This window comes from Paenibacillus tyrphae (assembly GCF_024158745.1).
GTDB lineage: Bacteria > Bacillota > Bacilli > Paenibacillales > NBRC-103111 > Paenibacillus_G > Paenibacillus_G tyrfis_A.
Genome location: NZ_JAMZAW010000011.1, coordinates 211743 through 236943, shown reverse-complemented (window position 1 = coordinate 236943; position 25201 = coordinate 211743). Strand labels below are relative to the sequence as shown.

25 protein-coding genes and 1 other annotated feature are annotated in these 25201 nt (G+C 55.9%); of the genes, 10 read left to right on the top strand and 15 right to left on the bottom strand.

Features of this window, described 5'->3' with window-relative positions; translation table 11 throughout:
• Positions 1-30: 30 nt before the first annotated feature.
• From NI000_RS18335 to leuC, 4 genes are all read right to left on the bottom strand, one after another.
• Entirely contained in the window at positions 31-1245 is a 1215-nt protein-coding gene (locus NI000_RS18335; RefSeq protein WP_253412910.1) for an acetate/propionate family kinase, read from the bottom strand.
• Positions 1242-2114, bottom strand: coding sequence for a 3-hydroxyacyl-CoA dehydrogenase family protein (locus tag NI000_RS18330; RefSeq protein WP_253412909.1), 873 nt, complete (start codon positions 2112-2114; stop codon positions 1242-1244). The genes NI000_RS18335 and NI000_RS18330 overlap by 4 nt, the downstream gene beginning before the upstream one ends.
• 188 nt (positions 2115-2302) lie before the next feature.
• Entirely contained in the window at positions 2303-2908 is a 606-nt protein-coding gene (gene leuD / locus NI000_RS18325) for a 3-isopropylmalate dehydratase small subunit (RefSeq protein WP_253412908.1), read from the bottom strand.
• A gap of 35 nt (positions 2909-2943) precedes the next feature.
• Entirely contained in the window at positions 2944-4362 is a 1419-nt protein-coding gene (gene leuC / locus NI000_RS18320; RefSeq protein WP_253412907.1) for a 3-isopropylmalate dehydratase large subunit, read from the bottom strand.
• Positions 4363-4576: 214 nt separating this feature from the next.
• Between leuC and NI000_RS18315 the strand changes: the two genes are divergently transcribed.
• The 3 genes from NI000_RS18315 to NI000_RS18305 all read left to right on the top strand — a co-directional run bounded on the left by NI000_RS18315 (position 4577) and on the right by NI000_RS18305 (position 6229).
• Complete coding sequence (locus NI000_RS18315) at positions 4577-4918, top strand: DUF2512 family protein (protein ID WP_253412906.1); 342 nt, start codon at positions 4577-4579, stop codon at positions 4916-4918.
• A gap of 25 nt (positions 4919-4943) precedes the next feature.
• Positions 4944-5102, top strand: coding sequence for a hypothetical protein (locus NI000_RS18310; protein WP_253412905.1), 159 nt, complete (start codon positions 4944-4946; stop codon positions 5100-5102).
• Between the two features lie 203 nt (positions 5103-5305).
• Positions 5306-6229, top strand: a complete 924-nt coding sequence (locus NI000_RS18305) for a LysR family transcriptional regulator (RefSeq protein WP_253412904.1) — start codon at positions 5306-5308, stop codon at positions 6227-6229.
• A gap of 34 nt (positions 6230-6263) precedes the next feature.
• On the opposite strand, the gene NI000_RS18300 is transcribed toward NI000_RS18305, so the two are convergent.
• From NI000_RS18300 to NI000_RS18290, 3 genes are all read right to left on the bottom strand, one after another.
• Positions 6264-7061: a carbon-nitrogen family hydrolase gene (locus tag NI000_RS18300; RefSeq protein ID WP_253412903.1), complete on the bottom strand. Its 798-nt coding sequence runs from the start codon at positions 7059-7061 to the stop codon at positions 6264-6266.
• Between the two features lie 102 nt (positions 7062-7163).
• Positions 7164-7316: a hypothetical protein gene (locus NI000_RS18295; RefSeq protein ID WP_253412902.1), complete on the bottom strand. Its 153-nt coding sequence runs from the start codon at positions 7314-7316 to the stop codon at positions 7164-7166.
• Positions 7317-7335: 19 nt separating this feature from the next.
• On the bottom strand, positions 7336-7683 hold the full coding sequence (locus NI000_RS18290) for a class I SAM-dependent methyltransferase (protein ID WP_253412901.1): 348 nt from the start codon (positions 7681-7683) through the stop codon (positions 7336-7338).
• A 291-nt stretch (positions 7684-7974) separates the two neighbouring features.
• Between NI000_RS18290 and NI000_RS18285 the strand changes: the two genes are divergently transcribed.
• From NI000_RS18285 to mtnB, 7 genes are all read left to right on the top strand, one after another.
• Complete coding sequence (locus tag NI000_RS18285; RefSeq protein WP_301292558.1) at positions 7975-9186, top strand: pyridoxal phosphate-dependent aminotransferase; 1212 nt, start codon at positions 7975-7977, stop codon at positions 9184-9186.
• 43 nt (positions 9187-9229) lie between these two features.
• Positions 9230-9452 (top strand) — a binding site (T-box leader).
• 73 nt (positions 9453-9525) lie between these two features.
• A complete protein-coding gene (proB, locus tag NI000_RS18280) occupies positions 9526-10659 on the top strand; it encodes a glutamate 5-kinase (RefSeq protein WP_253412900.1) in 1134 nt (377 codons plus the stop codon).
• 67 nt (positions 10660-10726) lie between these two features.
• Positions 10727-11974, top strand: a complete 1248-nt coding sequence (locus NI000_RS18275) for a glutamate-5-semialdehyde dehydrogenase (RefSeq protein WP_253412943.1) — start codon at positions 10727-10729, stop codon at positions 11972-11974.
• A 46-nt stretch (positions 11975-12020) separates the two neighbouring features.
• Positions 12021-12887, top strand: a complete 867-nt coding sequence (gene proC / locus NI000_RS18270; protein WP_253412899.1) for a pyrroline-5-carboxylate reductase — start codon at positions 12021-12023, stop codon at positions 12885-12887.
• A 15-nt stretch (positions 12888-12902) separates the two neighbouring features.
• Positions 12903-14201 carry a 2,3-diketo-5-methylthiopentyl-1-phosphate enolase gene (locus NI000_RS18265; protein ID WP_253412898.1) on the top strand — a complete coding sequence of 433 codons (1299 nt, stop codon included), beginning with the start codon at positions 12903-12905 and terminating at the stop codon, positions 14199-14201.
• Complete coding sequence (locus tag NI000_RS18260; protein ID WP_253412897.1) at positions 14198-14866, top strand: 2-hydroxy-3-keto-5-methylthiopentenyl-1-phosphate phosphatase; 669 nt, start codon at positions 14198-14200, stop codon at positions 14864-14866. The genes NI000_RS18265 and NI000_RS18260 overlap by 4 nt, the downstream gene beginning before the upstream one ends.
• Positions 14856-15500 (top strand): methylthioribulose 1-phosphate dehydratase, encoded by a 645-nt coding sequence (mtnB, locus tag NI000_RS18255; RefSeq protein ID WP_253412896.1) that lies wholly within the window; start codon positions 14856-14858, stop codon positions 15498-15500. The genes NI000_RS18260 and mtnB overlap by 11 nt, the downstream gene beginning before the upstream one ends.
• 128 nt (positions 15501-15628) lie before the next feature.
• Here mtnB and NI000_RS18250 read toward each other — a convergent pair whose 3' ends face one another.
• From NI000_RS18250 to NI000_RS18215, 8 genes are all read right to left on the bottom strand, one after another.
• Positions 15629-16513, bottom strand: a complete 885-nt coding sequence (locus NI000_RS18250) for an ABC transporter permease (protein ID WP_253412895.1) — start codon at positions 16511-16513, stop codon at positions 15629-15631.
• Entirely contained in the window at positions 16510-17463 is a 954-nt protein-coding gene (locus NI000_RS18245; RefSeq protein ID WP_253412894.1) for an ABC transporter ATP-binding protein, read from the bottom strand. Before NI000_RS18245 ends, NI000_RS18250 begins: the two co-directional genes overlap by 4 nt.
• A complete protein-coding gene (locus NI000_RS18240) occupies positions 17460-18584 on the bottom strand; it encodes a hypothetical protein (protein WP_253412893.1) in 1125 nt (374 codons plus the stop codon). The genes NI000_RS18245 and NI000_RS18240 overlap by 4 nt, the downstream gene beginning before the upstream one ends.
• 14 nt (positions 18585-18598) lie before the next feature.
• On the bottom strand, positions 18599-19117 hold the full coding sequence (locus tag NI000_RS18235; RefSeq protein WP_054976067.1) for a sigma-70 family RNA polymerase sigma factor: 519 nt from the start codon (positions 19115-19117) through the stop codon (positions 18599-18601).
• 136 nt (positions 19118-19253) lie between these two features.
• Positions 19254-19913, bottom strand: a complete 660-nt coding sequence (gene pyrE, locus NI000_RS18230; RefSeq protein ID WP_301292557.1) for an orotate phosphoribosyltransferase — start codon at positions 19911-19913, stop codon at positions 19254-19256.
• Positions 19914-19963: 50 nt separating this feature from the next.
• Positions 19964-20686: an orotidine-5'-phosphate decarboxylase gene (pyrF, locus tag NI000_RS18225; protein ID WP_309247912.1), complete on the bottom strand. Its 723-nt coding sequence runs from the start codon at positions 20684-20686 to the stop codon at positions 19964-19966.
• A gap of 119 nt (positions 20687-20805) precedes the next feature.
• Entirely contained in the window at positions 20806-24021 is a 3216-nt protein-coding gene (carB, locus tag NI000_RS18220; protein ID WP_253412892.1) for a carbamoyl-phosphate synthase large subunit, read from the bottom strand.
• The gene (locus NI000_RS18215) at positions 24008-25183 is read right to left on the bottom strand and encodes a carbamoyl phosphate synthase small subunit (RefSeq protein ID WP_253412891.1); all 1176 of its coding nucleotides are present in this window, start codon (positions 25181-25183) and stop codon (positions 24008-24010) included. Before NI000_RS18215 ends, carB begins: the two co-directional genes overlap by 14 nt.
• Between the last annotated feature and the right edge of the window lie 18 nt (positions 25184-25201).

Here is a 25201-nt window from a genome sequence, read left to right as displayed (position 1 = left end):
CGCCTACTTTATAAAATTAACCACCGTTCATTAGTTTACATCATTTCGATCCAAAATCAACCTGTACGTATCCCGGGCGATAACAAGCTCCTCGTTGGTCGGGATAACAAGCACCTGTACCCGGGAGCCCGGCGTCGAGATGGCGCGTTCATCGGACCCGCGCCGATCGTTCGCCGCTTCGTCCAGCTCCAAGCCGAGAAAACTGAGATTGCGGCACACCGCGGCCCGCAGCGAGGCGGAGTTTTCCCCTACACCCGCCGTGAAGACGATGGCGTCCAAGCCGTTCATAGCAGCCGCGTAAGCGCCGATATATTTGCGCAGCCGGTACTCGTACATGTCGAACGCAAGCGCCGCGTTACGGTCTCCCGTCTGCCTTGCTTCGTCAATCTCCCGCATATCGCTGCCGATACCCGAGATGGCAAGCAGTCCGCTGTGCTTGTTCAGCATCGAGTTCACTTCGCTGAGCGTCAAATCCTCCTTACCCATCGTAAACGGAACGATGGCCGGATCGATATCCCCGCTCCGCGTTCCCATCATGAGCCCTTCCAGCGGCGTCATCCCCATGCTCGTATCGTACGACCGCCCGTCCATCACCGCGGTGCAGCTCGCCCCGTTCCCGATGTGGCAGGTGACCAGCTTCAGCTCGCGGAGCGGACGCCCTAGGAATTCCGCGGCGCGCTCGCTCACATAAGCGTGCGAGGTGCCGTGGAAGCCGTAGCGCCGAATTTTGTGCTTCTTATAGAGCACCATCGGGATCGGGTACAAATACGTTACCGGCGGCATCGTTTGGTGAAACGCCGTATCGAACACGACGGCTTGCGGCACGTCCGGCATATTCGCTTCGACCGCCTGAATCCCGAGCATATGGGCAGGGTTATGCAGTGGAGCCAGATCGAACAGCCGCTTGATCTCCTGCTTTACCTCTTCGTTCACCAGCGCGGAATTGGAGAACGACTCGCCCCCGTGCACGACCCGGTGGCCCACCGCGTCGATTTGCTGCGCCGATTCGAGCACCCCGTGGACCGGATGCACCAGCATGTCCAGCACCTTGCGGATCGCAGTCGTGTGCTCCAAAATTTCACTGACTTCGCGCACGTCCTGCTTGCCCTCCGGCTCGTACGTCAAGATCGCGGATTCCATTCCGATCCGCTCCACCTTCCCTTTAGCCAGCACGGATTCGTCCTCCATCTCGTAAAGCTGAAACTTAAGAGAGGAGCTGCCTGCATTAATGACGAGTACGATCATATCCGGTCACCATCCTTATCGTAGCGGAAAAAGCCTTGTCCCGTCTTCGTGCCGAGATGACCGGCTCTTACCATCTGCTTCAGCAGCACCGCCGGCCGGTACTTCACATCGCCGAATTCACGGAACATACGTTCCATTGCGGCCAATATCGAATCCAAGCCGAAGCGGTCTGCCATCTCCAGCGGCCCATAATGAAAATCATAGCCGATTCGCATCGCATTATCAATATCGTCCGCGCTGGCTACTCTCTCCGAGAGCGCGTGCATCGCTTCGTTGATCAGCACGCAGATCAGGCGCGTCGTGACAAAGCCCGGCGATTCATACACCTGAATGCCGCGTTTTTGAATCGTTTCTTCGACGAATTCCCGAGTCGCCTGGAAGACATCCTCTCCCGTTTGCAACGCGCGAATGATTTCCACCAAATGAATTTTCGAGACAGGATATAAAAAATGAAGGCCGATGACGCGCTCCGGATATTGCGTCTCTGCCGCCAGTTCCGTCAAGCTGAGCGTAGACGTGTTGCTGGCGAGGATGGTCGACGGCGGGCATACCTCGTCAAGCTGGCGGAATACTTCTTTTTTAATCTCCAGATCTTCCGAAACAGTCTCGATGACCATGTCACATTCGGCCAACCGGTGAATATACGTTTCCTTCACGATACGCGAAAGAATCAATTTTTTCTCAACGGGAGTGATCGCCCACTTCTCCAGTTGCTTGTCCAAGCTGATCTCGATTTGCTCCCAGGCCTGCTCCAGCCGTTCAGGCGTCCGTTCGATCAGCATGACTTCCAACCCTTTGGCTGCCAACATTTCGGCAATACCTTGACCCATTGTTCCGGCGCCCACGACGCCGATTCTGGCAAAACTCATTTCTGTCACCCTCCCATCATGCTTCCAGTGATATTATACACAACGCTTTCGGCGTTTGAAAAAACATAGATCACACTTTTCACGAAAATTGTCGAAAGTTTTTGAACATTGTATGATAAAATGCGGCCGGATCAAAAAAAAGCCCGACCTCGCCTCTTTTTCAAGAGTCAGGCCGGGCTATTCGTCGCTTATTTGTACGCAAGACGCGCTTGATGCGCCGCTTCGTATGCCGAAATTTTGTCTTCATGCTGCAGCGTCAGACCGATATCGTCGAGACCGAGCAGCAGGAATTGGCGCCGGTGCTCATCCAAATCAAACTCGATGCTGAGACCTTGATCGTCGGTGATCTTTTTGTTCTCCAGATCGACGGTCAGCTTGTAGCCTTCTTTCGCTGCGGTGCGCTGGAACAGCTCCTCGACCTGCTCTTCGCTCAGCTTGATTGGCAGGATGCCGTTCTTGAAGCAGTTATTGTAGAAAATGTCGGCGAACGACGGCGCGATCACGACTTTGAACCCGTAATCCTGAATAGCCCAAGGGGCATGCTCCCGGGAGGAGCCGCAACCGAAGTTGGCGCGGGAAATAAGAACGGAAGCGCCTTGATAGCGAGGCTGATTCAAGCTGAACTCCGGAATCGTATTGCCATTCAGGTCAAAACGCCACTCGTAGAACAGAAATTGGCCGAAGCCGGAACGCTCGATGCGTTTCAAAAATTGTTTAGGGATAATGGCGTCCGTGTCCACGTTCACGCGGTCCACCGGACCGACCAGGCCGGTATGCTGTTTAAAAGCTTCCATGTCGGTTAACTCCTCGCTTCGATAAGATGATCTTCTTAAGCTTCCTGCTTCACTTTGAAATTCCAATCGCGCACGTCGGTGAAACGGCCTTCGATCGCTGCCGCGGCTGCCATCGCCGGAGACACGAGATGCGTACGTCCGTCACGGCCTTGACGGCCTTCAAAGTTCCGGTTCGACGTCGAAGCGCAGCGTTGGCCCGGCTTCAGCACGTCCGGGTTCATCGCCAGACACATGCTGCATCCGGCATCGCGCCATTCAAAGCCCGCTTCGATGAAAATTTTATCGAGGCCTTCTTTTTCCGCTTGGATTTTTACCCGGCCCGAGCCCGGCACGACGATCGCCGTCACGTTCGGCGAAACCTTGTAGCCTTGAGCCACGGCAGCTGCCGCGCGCAGGTCCTCGATCCGGCCGTTCGTACAGGAACCGATAAATACGTAATCGATCGTAACATCCGTCATCGGCGTTCCCGGCGTCAAGCCCATGTACTCGATCGCTTTTTCCGCCGCTTTGCGCTCGTTCTCTGTGCTGAAATCCGCCGGATTCGGCACGCGGGACGTGACATCGGTACCCATGCCCGGGCTGGTACCCCAGGTAACTTGCGGAATCAGGCTGTCCGCGTCAAACTCGACCACGCGATCGTATACTGCGCCCTCATCCGTCGTCAGTTGCTTCCACGCCGCTACGGCTTGCTCGAACGCTTCGCCTTGCGGCACATATTCGCGTCCGCGGAGGTAATCGAACGTCGTTTGATCCGGAGCGATCAAGCCTGCTCTTGCACCCGCTTCGATCGACATGTTGCACACGGTCATGCGCTCTTCCATGGACAAGCTGCGAATCGATTCACCCGTGTACTCGATCACATAGCCGGTTGCAAAATCCGTGCCGTATTTCGCAATGACGCCGAGAATCAAGTCCTTCGCCGTAACCCCCGGCTTCAGCTTGCCGTTGATGCGTACTTCCAGCGTTTTCGGCTTCGCTTGCTGCAAGCACTGCGTCGCAAGCACGTGCTCCACTTCGCTCGTTCCGATCCCGAACGCCAAAGCTCCGAACGCCCCGTGCGTAGACGTATGGCTGTCGCCGCAGACGATCGTTTTGCCGGGATGCGTCAAACCGAGCTCCGGTCCCATAACGTGGACAACCCCTTGATCGATGCTGTCCAGGTCAAACAGAGTAACTCCGAAATCCGCACAGTTTTTGGACAGCGTATCGATCTGCTGCTTAGAAATCGGATCGGTGATATTGAAACGATCCTTCGTCGGCACGTTGTGATCCATCGTCGCGAACGTCAAGTCCGGACGACGAACCTTGCGGCCGCTCATGCGAAGGCCTTCGAACGCTTGCGGGGAAGTCACTTCATGGACCAGTTGAAGGTCGATATAAATGATGCTCGGCTTGCCCGACTCCGAATGAATAACGTGATTGTCCCAAATTTTTTCGAACATTGTTTTTGCCATCGGTTCCACCTCGGTATCTGAATGATGCTCCTAATGTCACCTATCGTATCACGTCCATCTTCATTGATCCAAGATATAATATCTATAGCCTTCATAGGTTTTCGCTATGAGCTTGTCGAAAGAAACGGCGAAGGACTCTCCCCCTCCCACTGCATAAATTAAGGGCCAGCTGGACAACCTTCCAACGAAAGCAAAAGTAAGGGAGTTGGAAAGCATGAGCAAGCTGCTTGTCAAACTCGTGATTAACGCTCTATTTACCGTCCCGCTGCTGCTTTATTTTTCAAACGCTACGCTGTTTCAAGCGCTGATGGCCTCCGTCAGTCTGAGCATTCTAGCGTTTTTTCTCGGAGATCAATGGATTCTCGACGAATTCGGAAACGGTGCCGCAACCTTGGCCGACGTGCTGTTGGCCGCTATATTTTTGGGGGCCGTCGGGACCGCATATCATTGGGGATTGTCCTGGTCTGAACTTGCCGTTACCGCCGTCGTCACGGCTGCCGTTGAATTCGGGTACCACCTGCTGCTCCGAAGATGGGACGTCCGTTGGTATTCCTGATTATACCCCCGAGGAGGACTGCACAATGACTGATATGCCTCGCCCTGCGGATGCGGCTCCAACAAAGGAGCCCGCTCCCGGCAAAGTAAAGCTGGTCGCCGAAATGCCCGGAGACGAAGAGATGCGCGAGCATTTGGAAGAAATGAAACGGAACGACGGGTATCCCGGCTCTTGCGGGACGTGATGCTTTGCGGCCGAAAAGATGCGGCTGCTTGCACATATCAGACAATATTCCGTTCTGTCCTGGAAGAAGGAGCCTACCGCTCTTTCTTCCTTTTTTACTTTCAAACGGGGAGCTGCCGCACGCCGGCTCTTTCATTCTTATAACAAATACGTTACGATTAATGGAGCATTGATAGGTATTCTTTATAAAAGGAGCCGAGTCGCATGGAACTGCGCCAGCTGCAATACGCTTTGCAAATCGCCATCGAAAAGAACTTTTCCCGCGCAGCCGAAAAGCTGCATATCGCCCAGCCGTCGCTCAGCCAGCAGCTTTCCAAGCTGGAGAAGGAGCTCGGCGTTCTTTTGTTTCAACGGACGACCAACTCGGTGGAGGTCACCTATGCCGGAACCCGCTTCGTAGAAAAAGCGCAAAAAATTCTCGACATGGTCGAGCAGTTAAAACAAGAAATGGAAGACATTTCCCAAATGCGCAAAGGCAAGCTTGTTGTGGGCAGCCTCCCGATTACGGGCGCGCACGTGCTGCCCCTCGTCCTGCCCGTCTTCCAGGAGCGTTATCCGGAAATCGACATCGTGCTCGTCGAAGAGACGACCTCGAACCTCGAACAATTGACGGCGAGCGGGCAAGCCGACATTAGCCTGCTCTCACTGCCCCTGATCGACAACTCGCTTGACTACGAGCCAATCATTGAGGAGGAAATCGTACTGGCCGTCCCGCCGCAGCATCCGCTGGCCGCGCGTCTTGCCGCAGTAGGAAGCAAAACAGTCGATATTGCGGAACTGCAGGAGGAGCCCTTCATCGCGCTGAAAAGAGGCCAGGGCTTCCGTCAAATCGCGATCACATTGTGCAACGACGCCGGATTTACGCCGAACATCGTGTTCGAAAGCAGCAATATTGAGACAGTCCAGTCGCTCGTCGCGGCGGGAATGGGTATTGCCTTCATCCCGCGTATGCTGCTTAGGGGATGGAACGAGCTGGCGCCTGCGTACCTGCAGCTGTCTAACCGGCCGACCCGCACACTTGTGATCGCCCACCGCAAGGGGCGTTATTTATCGAAGGCGGTCGCCGCGTTCATGGAGACATTCCGCACAGTGATGGAAGCCGAACGCGCAAAAAACCGGCCGGAATGATCCGAGCCGGTTTTCGCATGCCGTTTGTACTTAATTAATACAAGGAAGGACGTCTGTCTTCAAATACCGGAATTTTGCTGCGCACGGCAGGCACCTGACTAAGGTCGACGGCAGCGCGAACGATCGTTTCGGCTTCCCCGCCTTCGTCCAGCACCTCGCCCCACGGATCAATGACCATCGAATGGCCGAAAAACTCCGTCGTCCCGCTCACGCCTACACGGTTGCAGGAGACGACGAACATCTGGTTCTCGATCGCCCTCGCCATCAGCAGCGTACGCCAATGATGCAGCCGCGGATTCGGCCATTCGGCCGGAACGAATAAAATTTGCGCGCCGCCGAGCGCCAGCTTTCGCGCAAGTTCCGGAAAGCGGATGTCATAGCAGATCATCATGCCGGCCGGAATACCGTCCAATTGAAGCTCGCCCGCACGGTCTCCGCTTTGCAGAAACTTTTCCTCATCCATCAGCCGGAACAAATGAATTTTCGAATAGTCTCCTGCACGGTTTCCTTGCCGGTCATATGCGAATATCGTATTGTAAACGCCGTTGTCCCGCTTCTCCGCGATCGAACCGCCGATGATGTTTACGCCATGCTTTCGGCTAAACGCCGACAGCAGCGCCTCGGTCCGCTCTCCGTAATGGTCTGCGAGCTCCTGAATCCGATCCAGCGCATAGCCGGTGTTCCACATCTCCGGAAATACGATCACATCCGGCTTTGTATCGTGAGCGACCGCTTCATGCAGAAGGCTCTCCAGCTTTGCGAAGTTGCGTTCGGGCTCTCCTATTGCGATGTCCATCTGCAGCAGAGCCAAATTCCATCGTTGCCCAGCCATCTAACCTTCCCCCTTACCCGTCTCGAAATTCCGGACGCAGCGGCCCGCTTTGGGAAACTGCGCCGTTTCTTCCTATTATCATAGAGCAACGGAAGCGGAACTTCAACGCGCCTGCGCAAAGAATATCGTCCAGCGGTCCTGTTCCCGGACGGGCTCATTCATTTCATAGCCCGAGTCCGTTGCAATGGCATCCGCCAAATCGTGAAGCTCCGCATCCGACAATTCATGCAAAATGGAGCGCCCCTTCCGGCTCAAAAGCTCCTCCCGATAGTCGCTATAGCTTGCGTAGCTTTTGCGCACTTCCCATAGCCAGCACGAGCTCGACCGAGTCATCGGGCAATCCCGTCCGATCCGCGGTCCCTTGCGCCAAACGGATTTGACCGTACGCCGCGCAATGCTCTGCGGCTCCTTGAAGCATCGCTTCGGAGAAATCGATGTCGACGACCGACAAAACGCCCAGCTCTGCCAAAGCGACAGAGTAAATGCCCCCGCCGCTGCCGATGTCCGCTGCCGTTTTCCCTTGGGGGTGCGCCTTCTTCCGGATCAGCTCCATCCAGCCGGAATCGGCATGTCTGCCGGTGTAGGTATATTTATTGTATTCATCGTGAAAGCTTATCGCCATGGATGTTCCCTCCGTCGCGAATATAATTTCATTAAATGAAACTAAATATCATTGAATGAAACATTCTGCGAATAATATAACACATTCTTTTGATTTTGCACATGATAAGCTATGAAAAACGTTCTCCTCGACAGATAAACGGATGATTCGATGAAATAGACCCGTATACACACACCGTTTTTCATGTTACATTATTCCTATCCGCTCAGGATATTTACCATATTCCGATAAGAATACAATGATTTTATTGTAAGGCAACACATTTGAAACCAAACTAATGGAGTGACATAGATGAAGACCAATAACCCGACAGAAGCGGCCGTTAGCGCTTTTCCCATGATTCCGGCTGAACGGCTGCAAGAATTGCCTACCCAATTTTTCGCCACGCTTGTGCGCAAAGCCAATGTCCAGATTGCCGCAGGACACGACGTGATCAATCTGGGACAAGGGAATCCGGATCGCCCGACCCCGCCGCACATCGTTAAGGCGCTGCAAAAAGCGGCGGAAAATCCGCAGTACCACCGCTACCCTCCGTTCAACGGTTACTTGTTCTTAAAAGAGGCCGTCGCCCAAAGATACCGGGAAGATTATGGCGTCGAGCTTGACCCGGAAACGGAAGTGGCGGTTTTGTTCGGCGGCAAAACTGGCCTTGTGGAAATTGCCCAATGTCTGCTCAATCCCGGCGACGTATGTCTGGTACCGGACCCGGGATACCCGGATTACTGGTCCGGCGTCACCTTGGCCGGCGCCCGGATGGCCTTCATGCCGCTTCTGGAATCGAACGGGTTCCTGCCGGATTACAGCGCGCTTTCTGCCGATGACGTGAATCGGGCGAAGCTGATGTTCATCAACTATCCGAACAATCCGACGGCGGTTTCGGCTCCGGCTTCCTTCTATGAGGAGACGATTGCTTTTGCGGCGAAGCACGGCATCGTGGTCGCCAGCGACTTCGCTTACGGCGCCATCGGCTTCGACGGCCAGAAGCCGGTCAGCTTCCTGCAGCTGCCGGGCGCGAAGGAAGTCGGCGTCGAATTTTATACACTGTCCAAAACGTACAACATGGCCGGCTGGCGGGTCGGCTTCTGCCTCGGTAACCCCGAAATCGTGCGGATGATCAACTTGATTCAGGATCATTACTATTGCAGCTTGTTCGGAGGCATCCAAGAGGCGGCGGCCGTCGCGTTGACCGGCCCGCAGGATAGCGTTCGCGAGCTCGTGCAAATGTACCAAAGCCGCAGAGACGCCCTGTTCGGGGCTTTGGACCGGATCGGCTGGCAGGCGTCGCGTTCGCAAGGCTCTTTCTTCACTTGGCTGCCTGTGCCGAAAGGCTATACGTCGGAGTCGTTCTCTGACATGCTGCTCGAGCAGGCCAAGATTGTTGTCGCTCCGGGAGTCGGCTTCGGCGACCACGGCGAAGGCTACGTGCGTCTTGGCTTGCTTAGCACCGAAGAGCGGCTCCGCGAAGCGGTTGACCGAATCGACGCCCTTCGCCTGTTCGACTGATCGCCTTTACAAACCTCCCCCCTCATGCTATGCTAATGAAAAGCAAAACGTATTGATGGGAATAGTAGGAAAGCCCCTGCACGATCAGAGAGTAAATTCCACCGGCTGCGAGAATTTACCGTGGAGCCTTGCCGAACCCGCCCCTGAACGGCCAGCGACGAGCTGGACGGCTTTCCCTGCCGTTACAAGGGACTGAAGCAGGATGAGTTGGTCGTCAATTCATCAAGTAAGGTGGTACCGCGGAAGTAGAGGCTTTCGTCCTTAAAGGACGGGGCCTTTTTGTGTTTTCCGCACCTATCCCGGGCGACAGCCAGATCAGTCATGGAAAGAGTGATTCCTATGCAGCAAACGATCGTAGTGAAAATCGGCAGCAGTTCGCTAACGTCCGATGAAGGCGGATTGAACCGGGAAAAAATCGCATTTTTCGCCGCTGAGCTGGCGGCGCTTCACTGCCAAGGCTTTCCCGTGCTTCTCGTGACCTCGGGAGCCGTGGCAGCCGGCTTTCGGGAGCTGGGCTACACGTCGCGTCCCAAGCTGCTGCACGAGAAGCAGGCCTCCGCTTCCGTCGGGCAGGCGCTACTGATGCAAGCATACCAGGCCGCATTCTCGGGGCATGGCGTAGGTGTAGGGCAAATTTTGCTGACCCGCTCCGACTTCTCCAACCGCAAGCGAATCCATAACGCGCAGATGACGATTGAAGAGCTTCTGCGCCGCGGAATGCTGCCAATCATTAACGAAAACGATACGGTTTCGGTCGACGAACTGAAATTCGGCGACAATGATACGCTTTCCGCCCTCGTAGCCAATCTGGTCCGGGCGCAAAGGCTGGTCATCCTTACCGATACGGACGGATTGTACACCGAAGACCCGCGCAAAAACGCCGACGCCAAACGGATCGACCGCGTGCTGGAAATCGACGAAAGCATTTACCGGATTGCCGGCGGTTCCGGTTCCAGTGTTGGCACCGGCGGCATGCGCTCCAAAATCGAGGCCGCACGAATTGCCATGCGCGGCGGCGTGCCGGTGTTCGTCGGGCGCGTCGCAGAACCCGGCGAACTGATGCTGGCCGTGGAAGGAACCGGGAAAGGCACTTATTTCGATACGGCGGAACATAATTTGCCGATGAAAAAGCAGTGGCTCGGTTTCCACTCCCAGCCGCAGGGCTCGGTCTATGTGGACGAAGGCGCGGAGCTGGCGCTCGTCACAGGCGGCAAAAGCTTGCTGCCCGCGGGAGTCAAGGAAGTGACCGGGGAGTTCCATCCCGGCGATGTCATCGAAGTGCTCGGCCCGGATGGGGAAACGATCGGGCGCGGCGTCGTCAATTATGCCTCCTGGCAGCTTCAGGCCGTTGCCGGTCTTAGTACGGAGGAAGTGCAGAAGCGGATCGAGGTATCGCGCATCGAAGTCATCCATCGTGACGAATGGATTACCCTCGTATCCACGGCAAAAGCAAAGGATACAGATGAAACCTAGGCAAGTATGACCTAAAACGACGCTCCGAAGGAGGAAGTTGAACATGACAACGGATCAAGCTCTAAACCTGAGCGAAGTGGTGCAAAAAGCGAAGCTGGCCAAACAAGCCGCGCCGAAGCTCGGTTTGCTCAGCACCGGGCAAAAGAACGATGCGCTGCTGCGCATGGCGGACGCCCTCGTAGTGGAGGCCGAATCGATCATCGCGGCCAACGCCGAGGATCTTCAGCGCGGACGCGAGAGCGGCATCAGCACGTCGCTGCTCGACCGGCTGGCGCTGAACCGCCAGCGGATCGAAGCGATGGCCGACGGACTGCGGCAGGTCGTCGCTTTGCCCGATCCGATCGGCGATACGCTGGAGGCGTTCGACCGCCCGAACGGTCTGCAAATCCGCAAAGTCCGTGTGCCGCTCGGCGTCATCGGCATCATCTACGAAGCGCGTCCGAACGTAACGGTGGATGCGGCCGGGCTCTGCCTGAAAACCGGCAACGCCGTCGTACTGCGCGGCGGTTCCTCGGCGCTCCATTCCAATAAACGGATCGTCGAAGTGCTCCACGAGGCGCTGAAATCGACCGACGTTCCGGCGGACGCGCTGCAGCTCGTCATGGACCCGAGCCGCGCTTCGGTCGACGAAATGCTCAAGCTGAACGGCCTGCTCGACGTGCTTATTCCGCGCGGCGGCGCTTCTTTGATTCAGAACGTCGTCAAAAACGCAACCGTGCCGGTGATCGAGACCGGAGCCGGCATTTGCCATACCTATATCGACGCCAGCGCGCAGCCGGATATGGCGCTGAAGATCGCCATCAATGCAAAGGTGCAGCGGCCTTCGGTATGCAACTCGATGGAAACGCTGCTCGTGCATCGCGATTTCGCGGAACGGCATCTGGCGAGCATTGCCGAGCAATTCGTGCAGCAAATGGTTGAGCTGCGGGGCGACGCGGAAGCGCAGCGGCTCGTGCCGGCGGTGAAAGCAGCCTCGGAAGCCGACTGGGATACCGAATATAACGATTATATCTTGAACGTTCGCGTCGTGAACGGGCTGGACGAGGCGCTGGCGCACATACGCCGCCACGGAACGATGCACTCGGAGTGCATCGTGACGGAGGACACGGCGAACGCTGCACGCTTCCTGCAGGAAGTCGATGCAGCCGCCGTTTATCATAACGCCTCCACCCGTTTCACGGACGGCTTCGAATTCGGCTTCGGCGCCGAAATCGGCATCAGCACGCAAAAGCTGCATGCCCGCGGTCCTATGGGCTTGCCGGCGCTGACGTCGAGCAAATACTGCATTGTCGGAGACGGGCAAATTCGCGGTTAACCCAGAAGATCGTATAGACTTGCAAAGTTCGAAAGGAGCAGCCAATATGTCACAGATTTTATCCAAAAACATCACGTTCGTCGGCGCCGGCTCCATGGCGGAAGCGATCATCCGGGGACTCATCTCCGAGGCGGGCATGCAGCCGGAACAGCTTGTAGCTGTCAACCGGTCGAATGAAGCCCGTCTGCAAGAACTGAAGGCGCAGTACGGCATTCGATACGCCGCGGGGGCTGCCGAGCGAAACGAAGCTGTCGCTTCCGCCGATATCGTCGTCTTGGCCTTTAAGCCGAGCGACGCCGCTCAAGGCTTACTCGATTTGAAGCCGATGCTCCGCAAGGAGCAACTGCTCGTATCGGTGATTGCCGGACTTTCCATCGACATGATGGAAGCGATTCTTGGCGGCACCGGCTGGGCCATCGTCCGCACGATGCCCAACACATCCAGTACCATCGGGCTTGGCGCAACCGGGCTCAGCTTTTCCCGCGGCGTCTCGGACGCACAGCGGCAGTTGGGCGAAGAGATGTTCCGCTCCATCGGCATCGTATCGATCGTCGAAGAATCACTGATGGAAACGATTGTAGGTTTATCCGGCTGCGGCCCGGCCTACATTTATTATATGATGGAAGCCATGATCGAAGGCGGGATGAGCGGAGGGCTAACGCATGAAGAGGCCAAACGTCTGACCGTGCAAACGGTGATGGGCGCGGCCCGCATGGTCGAGCTGAGCGGAGAAGAGCCGGCCGAGCTGCGCCGCAAGGTGACGTCTCCGAACGGTGCTACGCATGCAGCTATCGAGACGATGGACCACTGCGGCTTCACTGATGCGGTCTCCAAAGCGATACGCCGCGCCACGGAACGTTCCGCCGAGATGGGTGCGGCTATCAGTGCTTCCATCGCTTCCCATACCAAGTAAAGAAGGTGTCCGTTTGTGAGTCTTGCTATATCCTCAGCGTATTGCGTAGCCACCTACCGTTGCTACGACGAGAAAGCCGATTTTCATAAAAAAGCGACCGGCATAGCTGTCGGTCTAACCGTCGGAAGCTGGACCGAGCTGCCGGAAGCACGCAAGGCGGAAATGGAAAAACATCTCGGCCGCGTCGTCAGCGTGGACGTACACGAACCGTCTGCGAGCGAGCCCGCTTCCGCAAGATATGCGGATATTCGTATCGCTTATCCCGATATTAATTTCAGCCGCGACATCCCCGCCCTGCTCGTCACGGTTTTCGGGAAGCTGTCAATGGACGGCCGGATCAAGCTGATCGACCTGGCATTTTCCGAGTCGTTTTTATCCGCCTTTCCAGGACCGCGCTTCGGCATCGAGGGCGTGCGCAAGCTGCTTGGCGTCCATGACCGTCCGCTGCTCATGAGCATTTTCAAATCGGTGATCGGCCACGATCTGCCTGCGCTGCGGGAGCAGTTTTATCAGCAGGCACTCGGCGGCGTCGATCTGATCAAGGACGACGAGATTTTGTTTGAGAATTCGCTGACCCCGATCGAGAAGCGGGTCGAGCTGTGCATGCAGGCGGCGGCCGAAGCCGAGCGGGAAACCGGCCAGAAGCTGCTGTACGCGGCTAATTTGACCGGACCGACCTTCGGGCTCGTCGAACAAGCCAAAAAAGCGATCAACGCCGGAGCCAACGCGCTGCTGTTCAATGTGCTCGCCTACGGCTTCGACGCTCTCAGCGAGCTGAGCCGGCACCCTGACGTCAACGTGCCGCTGATGGCTCACCCGTCGCTCGCCGGGGCCTTGTATCCGTCGCCATATCACGGCATCGCCGCGAACGTACTGCTTGGCAAGCTCATGCGGCTCGCCGGGGCCGATCTGGTGCTGTTCCCTTCGCCGTACGGTTCCGTCGTCATGTCGAAGGAAGAGAACATGGCGATTAAGGAAGCGCTGCTGACAACCGAAGCTGCCGATTATATTTACGGCGGGGACGGCGCAACAACGTCCGCGAACGGACAAGTTCCGCTTGCAGCAAGCTTCCCGGTTCCTTCGGCCGGCATTCATCCCGGACTTGTGCCACTCATCTTGCGGGATTTTGGCGGGCAGGTGGTCGTCAATGCAGGCGGCGGAGTCCATGGCCATCCTATGGGTGCTGCGGCCGGCGGAAGAGCCTTCCGGCAGGCGATTGATGGCTGCCAAGTGGGCGTTCCGCTGCGGGAGTATGCCGCGGACGGGCATCCTGAGCTGCAGGCGGCAATTGACGCTTGGGGGATTAAAGAATGAGCAGGCAGCGAGTTATTTTTTGCGATTTCGACGGGACGATTACCGTCAACGACAATATCGTGGCGATTATGAAGCATTTTCAGCCTGAGGGCTGGGATACTTTGGTTAATCAAGTCATCTCCAAGGAAATTACGATCCGGGAAGGCGTCGGACGCATGTTTGCCCTGCTTCCGACCTCCCGTCGGCAGGAAGTCATCGATTACGCGATCGGCAACGTGACGATTCGCAGCGGGTTCCGCGAGCTGCTGGATTACTGCAAGCAGGAGGACATCCTCTTTTTGGTGACCAGCGGCGGAATCGACTTTTTCGTCTACCCCGTTCTATCGTCGTTTGCGATTCCGAAGGAGAACATTTATTGCAACGCGAGCGACTTCAGCGGTACGCATATTCGCATTTTGTGGCCGCATTCGTGCGACGCGGAATGTGACAACGACTGCGGCATGTGTAAAACGAGAATTATCCGCTCCTACCCGCGGGAGACATACGAACGTATCATGATCGGCGACAGCGTAACCGATTTTGCCGGGGCCAAGCTCGCCGATACGGTATTCGCCCGCTCCCATCTGATCGAGCTGTGCCAGGAGCTCGGGTTGAATTACTATCCTTTTGAAGATTTTCACGATGTGATCAAGCGGTTAGAGGAGATGAAAGTGCGTGAGCTTTAGCGCCATTCGTTTGGAAGAGAAGCAGCAGGCGTTCGCCGAGCTGCGGGAGATTAAAACTTTGTTGGCCGCACGCGGCTGGTTTCCGGGCACAAGCGGCAATCTGTCGATCCGGACGGGGGAATTTTCTCCCGAACAGTTTGCGTTTGCCATTACGGCGAGCGGCAAGGATAAGTCGGTCAATACACCTTCCGACTATTTGCTGGTCGATCAGTCGGGTCAAGCGATCGAAACGACCGGCCTGAAGCCTTCCGCAGAAACGCTGATCCACTGCGAGATCTACCGTTTGACGGGCTGCGGCGCTATTTTTCATGTGCACACCGTGTTCAACAACCTCGTCTCCGAGCTGTATGCGGAACGAGGCAGCGTGCCGGTGGACGGCGTCGAGTTGATCAAAGCATTCAACATATGGGAAGAAGAAGCGCACATCGATATCCCGATCCTGCCCAACTATGCGGAAATTCCGCGGATTGCCGAATTGGTCGAAGACGCGATCGTGCCCCGCATCCCCGGCATTTTGCTGCGCAAGCACGGCATTTACGCTTGGGGCGCCAATGCCTTCGAAGCGAAGCGGCACCTCGAAGCGTTCGAATTTCTGTTCGAGTACGCCTATCGCTGGGCCCTGCTGAAGAAATAACCCCCGTATACGCGACTGCATCGTTCGCGCGCGCTCAACTGAACCCGTACAAAAGCCCGTCTCCCCGCTCATCGCATGCAAGCGATGAATGGAGCAGACGGGCTTTTTTTTGGTAAGGTGCGTGCGGATCATAGGTCCTTTCTCCGAAACGACCACAAGCCGAGCAGCAGCATAACAAGCATATATCCGGCACTGTACATTAGAAAGGCGTTTGACGGCACTTGACCGACACCGAAAAAACCGAAAAGACTTCTAATATTCACCAGTCCTTGAAGCTCGTTCACGGCAAACAGCTCCGATTGCATCCGGTTTTGCAGCGAATCGGCCGGCATGACAAGCGACATGATTCCTGCGATGGTCAGCAGCGGCTTAATGGCTATATTTTGATCAATTTGGACTGAGCCTGCCACTTTTTCAATCATGCCCCCAAGCCATCCCGCCCCGTAGAGCATCGTCATCAACACGCCATTCCCGGTGGAGGACAAATGGCAAGAGCCCAGCATCGATAAAGATACGAGCAGCGGCACAACAAAAATAAACAAAGCGAACGAACGCGTCAGCGATACGATATCTCCGGGAATACCGGCATGAGCCCAAGATACCAGCAGAATCGATATAAAAAGCAGCGCCGCGTAACCGATTCCCCAACTGACAAATCCGATCCATCGTCCCATATACCAGGATAAACGGGATAATGGCCGAGTCATTAACGCCTGCAGTACGCCCTGCTCAGCTTCCCCTGCAATCACGGAGAACGAGCTGAAAATGGACAAAAAAGCAATGACGAACGAACCGAAAAAAAAGCCGAGCGACAAGATCATCGCGCTTCGTTCGTAAACGGCAATTATATATTGCACGTCGGACGGATTATAGGTGCCATCATGCAAGCTTGCTCCGATGGTTTTGGCAACAAACCAGAAGGCGAACAAGAAAATAACGGTCATCAGCAGCGTCAGCAGCATGACCCGTTTGCGCAGCAGCTCCTTCCAAGTCGAGCCGATGATGGTAATCATTCGCGTTCCCCCCTGTGGCTCCGTCCGGCAACAGAGCTGACGAACCATTCGTCCAGCTTCGTTTTTGCCTTCTTTACTTCGTAGAGCGTCATCCCCTGTTCGATAACAAGCGCGTTCAACCAGCCGACCTGTTCGTCATCCTCCAGCTCCGCTTCCAGCCAGACCGAATCTTCTTCCACTCCTATCTCAAGAAGACGTACGGTCAGGCCCGAGGCTTCCTGAAGCCAGGCCAGCAAAAACGGCGCAAACCCGCCGACACGAAGGTGCCAGCGGGATGTCTCGTGCAGCACGTCGGCCACGGAACCAACCTGCAGAATTTGACCGTTATTCAGCAAGGCCACGCGATCGCACAGCAGCTCCACGTCCTCCAACAAGTGCGAGTTGAGAAAAATCGTTTTTCCCTGCGCCTTCATCAGCCGGAGCAATTCTCGTACGTCTCTCCGGCCCAATGGATCAAGCGCGGAGGCCGGCTCGTCCAAAAAAACGATAGGCGGGTCGTTCACCAAGGCGCAAGCCAAGCCAAGCCGCTGCTGCATCCCTTTGGAGTACATCTTCACGCGGTCTTTGCCCCGCAGCCCAAGACCGACAAGGTCGAGCAGCTCCGGAATGCGCCGCTTCGCCTCAGAAGCTTCGACGCCGCATAGCCGGGCATGCAGCTGCAGCACTTCTTCACCGCTGAGCCAATCCTGGTACCGGTACAGCTCCGGCAAGTAGCCGAAATGCCTTCTCGCTTCCAACGAGCCGATCGGATGGCCGCAAATCGCACCGTGGCCCTGCGTCGGCCGGATCAAGCCGACGAGCATCTTCACAAAGGTGCTCTTGCCAGCTCCGTTCGGGCCGAGGAAGCCAAAGGCTTCCCCTTCCCCTACGGTAATCGTAATGCTGCGGCAGCCGCGGCCGTTGCCGTAATCTTTCGTCAGCTCATGCGCTGTAATGGCTAGCCTGGTCAAGAGCCGATCAGCTCCTTCACTTTGCCAAGCAGCGCCTCGCGATCCGTGAGATATTCATAGCCATTAAGTTTGAAGAGTTGACCTTGCTTCACCCACATGGCATTGTAATAATTATGATTTTTCGTAGATTCCGTCATGATCAGCACATCCGTGCTTCCCACTTTGACCTTCTCGGTAGGCTGATTCGTGATGATAGGCAACGGCACGTTTCCGGTAGTAAGCAGGTCCACGTTCTGCAAGCTCTGCTTCAAATGCTCCGGGAGCAGCGGGAACTGCAGAACCGCTTGCAGCGCTTCGGCCACCGGAATCGACGGATCGACAGATACGACGGGAATCGGCTCCTGGGTCAGAGAGTAGCTTCGTTCGCCGTTTTTTACGTTCAGATGGACTTTTTCGCCCGTTTCAAGCGTAATCGGTTTCCCGTCCACGGATTCAGGCAGCATCTGCTTCGCGCCAAGTCTGGACATCGCCCGGTTTACTTCGTCAACGTTCAACTTTAACGTCAGCGTATTGGAGGGGCTAACGTAAGGCTTATCTTGCTTGGCGTTGTAATCCTGAGGAAAGACGATGCTGCGTCCCAGCATCTGCGAAAGCTCATTGGCCTCAAAAGATCCTCTTATTTTGCCGGACGTATTCGTGAATGCTCCAAGCTTGTTGATGCTCTCTTTCGTTTGTCCTTCCGGAAAAGCGCTGTTCAGCAAATACGTCAGATCGTTTTCCTGAACGACCGTCATTTCCTGCATCCGAAATTTATTCAATATGGAAGCCAGCGCTTCGTTGCCGATTGGCGTGCCCAGGAAAGCGGCCAGTACCAGCACCGCGGCCGAAGCAGCCACCCGCTTCCTGCGCCGTTTCATCCAGCGGACGAACGGATGGGCTTTAGGCGTCTCCCCCGTTGTCCTGTCCGGTTCCAAAACAGGTAACGGACGAATATCGGATACAGCGATCGATTGTAACGTTTCTGTCTCCCCGGCTTCTGCCGCCGACGGGTTTATTTTATCGGCTTCCTTTGCCCACTGCTCCCAACGAAGCGATTTCTGTTCAGAAGCAAGCCGCTGCTGAAGCTTCTCCCAAGCCGCATCCGTGGGGTCGGAATTTTTCTTTACAAATGACTCAGTCATATGCCGTGGTCCTCCTATTCAACTTGAGTTTGCAATTCCGCATGCCGTTTCAATCGGGCGGTCGCCCGGTTGATAAGCGTCCCTACAAGCGGTGCGCGAATTTGAAGCTTCTCGGCGATCTCCGCGTAACTGTAGCCGGAGAATCGAAGGAGCAATACTTGCCGGTCCCGTTCCGAAAGCTGGTCCAGCCACCCGCGCAATTCCTCGTGTTCAAACTGCTCCAAAACCGTCTCCTCGTTCGACTTGCCCTCCTGCTCCGTTACCCGCAAATGAAGCTCCTGCTTCTCCTGAAGCGCACGTTCGCGGGCCCGCTTGGACATATGGTCGTAGGCGATCCGGGTCAATACCCGATGAAGCCAAGCGCCGATCAATTGCGGATCGTCCGGCGGGTTGCGGTATAGACGCAGAAATACTTCCTGGGCCAAATCATCGGCGGCTGCCTCGTCGCGGACTAACGCGATTAATTTTCGGCGCACCGACGGGTAATGCTTATAAAATATGTGACGGAAATAATCGGAATCCGGATGTTCCAATGTGATGTCCTCCTTTCAGCTGCAGCTATACATAAGACAGGGGTCAGCCTTATTTTGTATCACCCGGTGAAAAAAGAAAAGCACCCGAGCTCTTCCCTTTACTGTAGCGGAAGAATTCGAATGCCATAAATTTTGTTTAGGCTTTGCCGTATTCGCTCGGATTTTCACGCCATGCTTTCAGCGCCTGCAAATCCTGCTCTTGGATGCTGCCGTTCCGAAGAGCGACGTCGAGCAATATCGAGTAATTCGTCAGCGTCTCAAAAGGAATGCCCGATCCCGCAAAGGCCTCGCGCGCCTTCTCGAACTGATACGAGAAGATGCCAAGCACCCCGAGAGCCTGCGCTCCGGCTTCATTTACGGCCAAGGCCACCTTGAGCGAGCTTCCGCCCGTCGAGATCAAGTCCTCGATGACCACCGTCTTCTGCCCGGGCTTGATCAAGCCTTCGATCAAGTTTTCCTTCCCGTGGCCCTTGGCCTTGTCGCGCACGTAAACCATCGGCAGACCGAGCTTTTGAGCGACCCAAGCCGCATGTGGAATCCCTCCGGTTGCCGCTCCCGCAATGACTTCGGCATCCGGGAAATTGTCGCGGATGAGCGCAACGAAGCCTTCGGCGATCCGTTCGCGGATCTCAGGAAACGAAATGGTCAGCCGGTTATCGCAGTAGATCGGCGATTTCATGCCGGATGTCCAAGTAAACGGCTGCTGCGGACGAAGCGCCACGGCGCCGATCGCGAGCAGATCGGCGGCAATTTGCCCGGCCAGCTCCGGATTTATACGAATCGATGGGGTTGTCATTCGATTTCATCTCCTTAAGGTGTTGGTCTTCGTAAAAAACCTCTCTGCCGCTAGACAGAGGGGATAATCGCTTCCAGCGCCGCTCTTGGGTCCGGCGCGGCTGTGATCGGACGACCAATGACGATATAGTCCGTCCCTTGAGCAAACGCCTGTTCCGGCGTCATGACGCGGGATTGATCGCCGATGTCCGCTCCTGCAGGACGAATGCCCGGGGTCACGGTCACAAAGCCGCTTCCGCACGTTTCTTTGATCCGGACGACCTCCAGCGGAGAAGCGACCACACCTTGCAACCCAGCGGCTTGGGCCAATCGGGCATATCGGATCACCGCATCCTCTACCGTACCTTCAATGCCGATTTCTTCGTTCATGACCGTCTGGCTTGTGCTGGTAAGCTGTGTAACGCCGATGACGATCGGCTTGGGACCGGATTCGGCTTGAAGCGCTTTGTCCACGCCTTCCATCGCCGCCTCCATCATCTGCTTGCCGCCGGCCGCATGCACGTTGAACATGTCTACGCCAAGCTTCGTGATGCTTTCCGCGCCGCCTTTGACGGTATTCGGAATATCGTGCATTTTGAGATCGAGAAAGACGCTATAGCCCTTCTCTTTAAGCATCCGCACGAACGTCGGACCAGCGTTGTAAAACAGCTGCATTCCCACCTTCAAATAACACGGAATGCCTTCCAGCGACCGGACGAGCGACTCCGCTTGCTTCGCCTCTGCATAATCGAGCGCAACCATGATTCGTTTCGCCGCCGCTAAGTTGGTAGACACAAGTTACCGCCCCTTTTTCTTTAAAATCGGATGAATCTGACGGCTCGTAGAAGGGCCTAATCAAGGGATTAGCACAGCATTTCCGCAAGGAGCGGAACGCTGTGCTAATGCAATTGTTGTTATGCGTGATTCGCAGGCATAGCCGTGGATTGGAAGTAGATGGACTCCAACACGTGCAGCAGCGCGCTAACCGTATCTAACGAAGTCATGCAGACGACACCGTTCTCTACTGCCTCGCGGCGAATCCGGAAGCCGTCGCGTTCCGGCGTTTTGCCCTTCGTCAGCGTGTTGACGACAAAGTGCGCTTCGCCGTTGCGGATCAGGTCGAGAATGTTCGGCGAGCCTTCGCTCAGCTTGTTGACGCGGTTCACCTGGAGACCGGCGTCCTCCAAAGCCTGTGCCGTTCCGCCCGTAGCGACGATGCGGTAGCCCAATCTTTCGAAGCCGCGGAAAATATCAATGGCTTCGGCTTTGTCTTTATCGGCAATCGTAGCGATGATCGCGCCTGTCGGCGGAATTTTCATGCCGGAGCCGATCAGCCCTTTATACAGCGCTTTGGCAAACGTTTTGTCGCGGCCCATGACTTCGCCCGTCGATTTCATTTCCGGTCCGAGCGTCGTATCGACACGGCGCAGCTTCGCGAAGGAGAAGACCGGTACTTTGACGGATACGAAATCGTCTTCCGGCCACAAACCAGTTTCGTAGCCCATATCGGCCAGCTTTTCGCCCATAATGACGCGGGTTGCGGCGTTGGCCATTGGAATTTTCGTTACTTTGCTGAGGAAAGGAACCGTACGCGAGGAGCGCGGATTCACTTCGATCACATACACTTCGTCTTGATAGATGACGAACTGGATGTTGACGAGACCGACGACCTGCAGCCCTCTTGCGATTTTGGTCGTAATGTCGATAATTTTTTGCTTCAGCTCGGCGGATACCGTCTGCGGCGGGTATACCGCGATGGAGTCGCCCGAGTGAACGCCAGCCCGCTCCACGTGCTCCATGATGCCTGGGATCAGTACCGTTTCTTTGTCGCAGATCGCGTCGACTTCGACTTCTTTACCAAGCATGTAACGGTCGATGAGTACCGGATGCTCCGGGTTGATTTTGACCGCATATTCCATGTAGCTCAGCAATTCTTCGTCGGAGTAGACGATTTCCATCGCGCGGCCGCCAAGGACATACGACGGACGAACAAGCACCGGATACCCGAAGCGGGAGGCCATGCCGACAGCCTCGTCCACCGAGGTTACCGTACCGCCCGGCGGTTGTGCGATGTCAAGCTGACGGAGCAGCGCTTCGAACTTTTTGCGGTCCTCGGCCGCGTCGATGTTCTCCAAATCTGTGCCGAGGATGCGTACACCAGCTTTCGCAAGCGGTGCCGCGAGGTTGATCGCCGTTTGTCCCCCGAATTGGACGATAACGCCGATCGGCTGCTCGCGCTCGATGACGTTCATGACGTCCTCGAAGAACAGCGGCTCGAAGTACAGCCGGTCCGATGTATTGAAATCCGTAGACACCGTCTCCGGGTTGTTGTTGATAATGACGGCTTCATAGCCGGCCTTTTGGATAGCCCATACCGCATGCACGGTAGAGTAGTCGAACTCGATCCCTTGACCGATCCGGATCGGACCGGAGCCAAGCACGACGACTTTTTGCTTCGTCGTTTCCTTGACTTCGTCTTCCGTCTCGTAGGTCGAATAGTAGTAAGGCGTCGTCGCTTCGAACTCCGCCGCGCAGGTATCGACCATTTTGTAAACCGGCTTCAGTCCCAGGCCAATCCGGTATGCGCGAACGTCCGCTTCCTGCGTCAAGCTCAACCCTTTGTCAGCCTGACGGCGCAGCTCGGCAATAGCGCGGTCGGTGAAGCCTTTGCGCTTCGCTTCGCGGAGCAACTCTTCGCTCAGCTCCGGCGCAAGCAGCTCGGCTTCGAAAGCGATCAAGCCTTCGAGCTTGTGCAAGAACCACCAATCTACCTTGGTCAAATCCTGTAATTGCTGCACGCTGTATCCGCGGCGGAGCGCTTCGGCGATCAGGAAGATGCGCTCGTCGTCTGGCTTCACAAGCCGCTGCTCAAGCGTCTCTTGGTCCAATGTCTCCGCATCTTTCAAATGCAGGCGGTGCACACCGATTTCTAGGGAGCGGACCGCTTTGTGAATCGACTCTTCGAATGTGCTACCGATGGCCATGACTTCGCCCGTCGCTTTCATTTGCGTGCCGAGCTTGCGGTTTGCCGCGGTAAATTTATCGAACGGCCAGCGCGGGATTTTGGAAACGATATAGTCCAACGTCGGCTCGAAGCAAGCGTACGTCTGACCCGTTACCGGGTTGACGATTTCATCCAGCGTATAGCCGATCGCGATTTTCGCTGCCATTTTGGCAATCGGGTAGCCGGTTGCTTTGGAAGCGAGCGCCGACGAGCGGCTAACCCGCGGATTCACTTCGATGACGTAATATTGATAGCTGTGCGGATCCAGCGCAAACTGCACGTTGCATCCGCCTTCGATGTTCAAGGCGCGGATGATTTTGAGCGATGCGGAACGCAGCATCTGGTATTCGCGGTCCGACAGCGTCTGGCTCGGAGCCACAACAATGCTGTCGCCCGTATGAACGCCGACCGGATCGAAGTTTTCCATGTTGCACACGACGATACAGTTGTCGTTTGCGTCGCGCATTACCTCGTATTCAACTTCCTTCATACCGGCGATGCTTTTCTCGATCAGACATTGACCGATCGGGCTGTAACGAATACCGGAAGAAACAGTTTCCAGGAGCTCTTCCTCGGTGGCGCAGATGCCGCCCCCCGTGCCGCCTAGCGTGTACGCCGGACGTACGATAATCGGATAGCCGATTTCATTCGCAAAATCGAGCGCTTCCTGCACCGTCGTTACGATCGTGCTCTCCGGTACCGGCTGTTCCAATTCGCGCATCAGATCGCGGAACAAATCGCGGTCTTCCGCTTTTTCGATTGCCGTCAGCTGGGTACCGAGCAGCTTCACGTTTTCGCGCTCTAGCACGCCGGCGCGCGCCAATTCAACCGCCATATTGAGGCCAGTCTGCCCCCCGAGGGTCGGCAGCAACCCGTCCGGACGTTCTTGGCGGATGATTTGGGTGACGAAGTCGAGCGTAATCGGCTCGATGTATACTTTGTCGGCCATGTTCGTGTCGGTCATGATCGTCGCCGGATTGCTGTTGATCAAAACGACTTCGAAGCCTTCTTCTTTCAGAGCTTGGCAAGCTTGCGTACCGGCATAGTCGAATTCCGCCGCTTGTCCGATGACGATCGGACCGGAGCCGATCACGAGAATTTTTTTAAGGTTATTATTTTTCGGCATAGTGGAGCTCCCCTTTCGATGCAGATACGGCCGTGCTGCCCGCTTTGTATGCCGCTGCGATCTGCGCCTGACGCGGAAGCTGCGGGTTGTTTTGCTTATGGTCGCGGATCAGCTGCAGGAAGTCATCGAACAAGTAGCTCGAATCGAACGGTCCTGGTGCTGCCTCCGGGTGATACTGAACGGAGAAAGCCGGATATTTTTTGTGGCGCAGCCCTTCGATCGTCTTGTCGTTGTTGTTGATATGAGTCACTTCCAAATCCGTGCCGGCGATCGAGTCTTCATTTACGGTGTAGCCATGGTTTTGCGATGTGATGTAGCAGCGGCCCGTAGCCAAGTCTTTTACCGGGTGGTTGCCGCCGCGATGGCCGAATTTCAGCTTTTCCGTATCGGCACCGCTCGCCAGCGCGAACAATTGATGGCCAAGGCAAATGCCGAAGATCGGGAATTCGCCAAGAAGCTCGGCAATCATTTTCGCCGCATGCGGCACGTCTTTCGGGTCCCCAGGGCCGTTGGACAGCAGAATGCCGTCCGGTGCCAACCGGCGGATTTGGTCCGCGGTCGTGTCCTGCGGCACGACGACGACGTCGCAGCCGCGCTTGGTCAAGTCGCGCAAAATGCCGCTCTTGGAGCCGAAATCGACGAGCACAACGCGCTCTTTCGTTCCTGGTGCGCTGAATACGCTTTTCGTAGATACTCGGGACACTTGATCGGTCATGAGCAGAGATGCTTTAAGCTGCTCCAACAGCTCTTCCACACGCTTCTCGGAAGTGGTCAGAATGCCTTTCATGACGCCATGGTGACGGATGCGGCGGGTCAGCATCCGGGTATCAATGCCGCTGATGCCGATAATGCCGTATTCTTTAAGCAAGCTGTCCAGCGAGTACTCGGCTCTCCAGTTGCTGGGCACCATTTCATGCTCGCGAACAACGAACCCGTGAATGAACGGGCGAATCGATTCGAAATCGTCGCGTGTGATGCCGTAGTTTCCGATCAGCGGGTACGTCATGGTCACGATCTGGCCGCAGTAGGACGGATCGGACAATACCTCTTGGTATCCTGTAATGCCTGTATTGAACACGACTTCGCCAACCGAGTCGCCGGTGCTTCCGAATGCTTTGCCGGTAAACAGCGTACCGTCTTCCAACAACAATCTTGCCTGCATCTGCTGTCATCTCCCTAT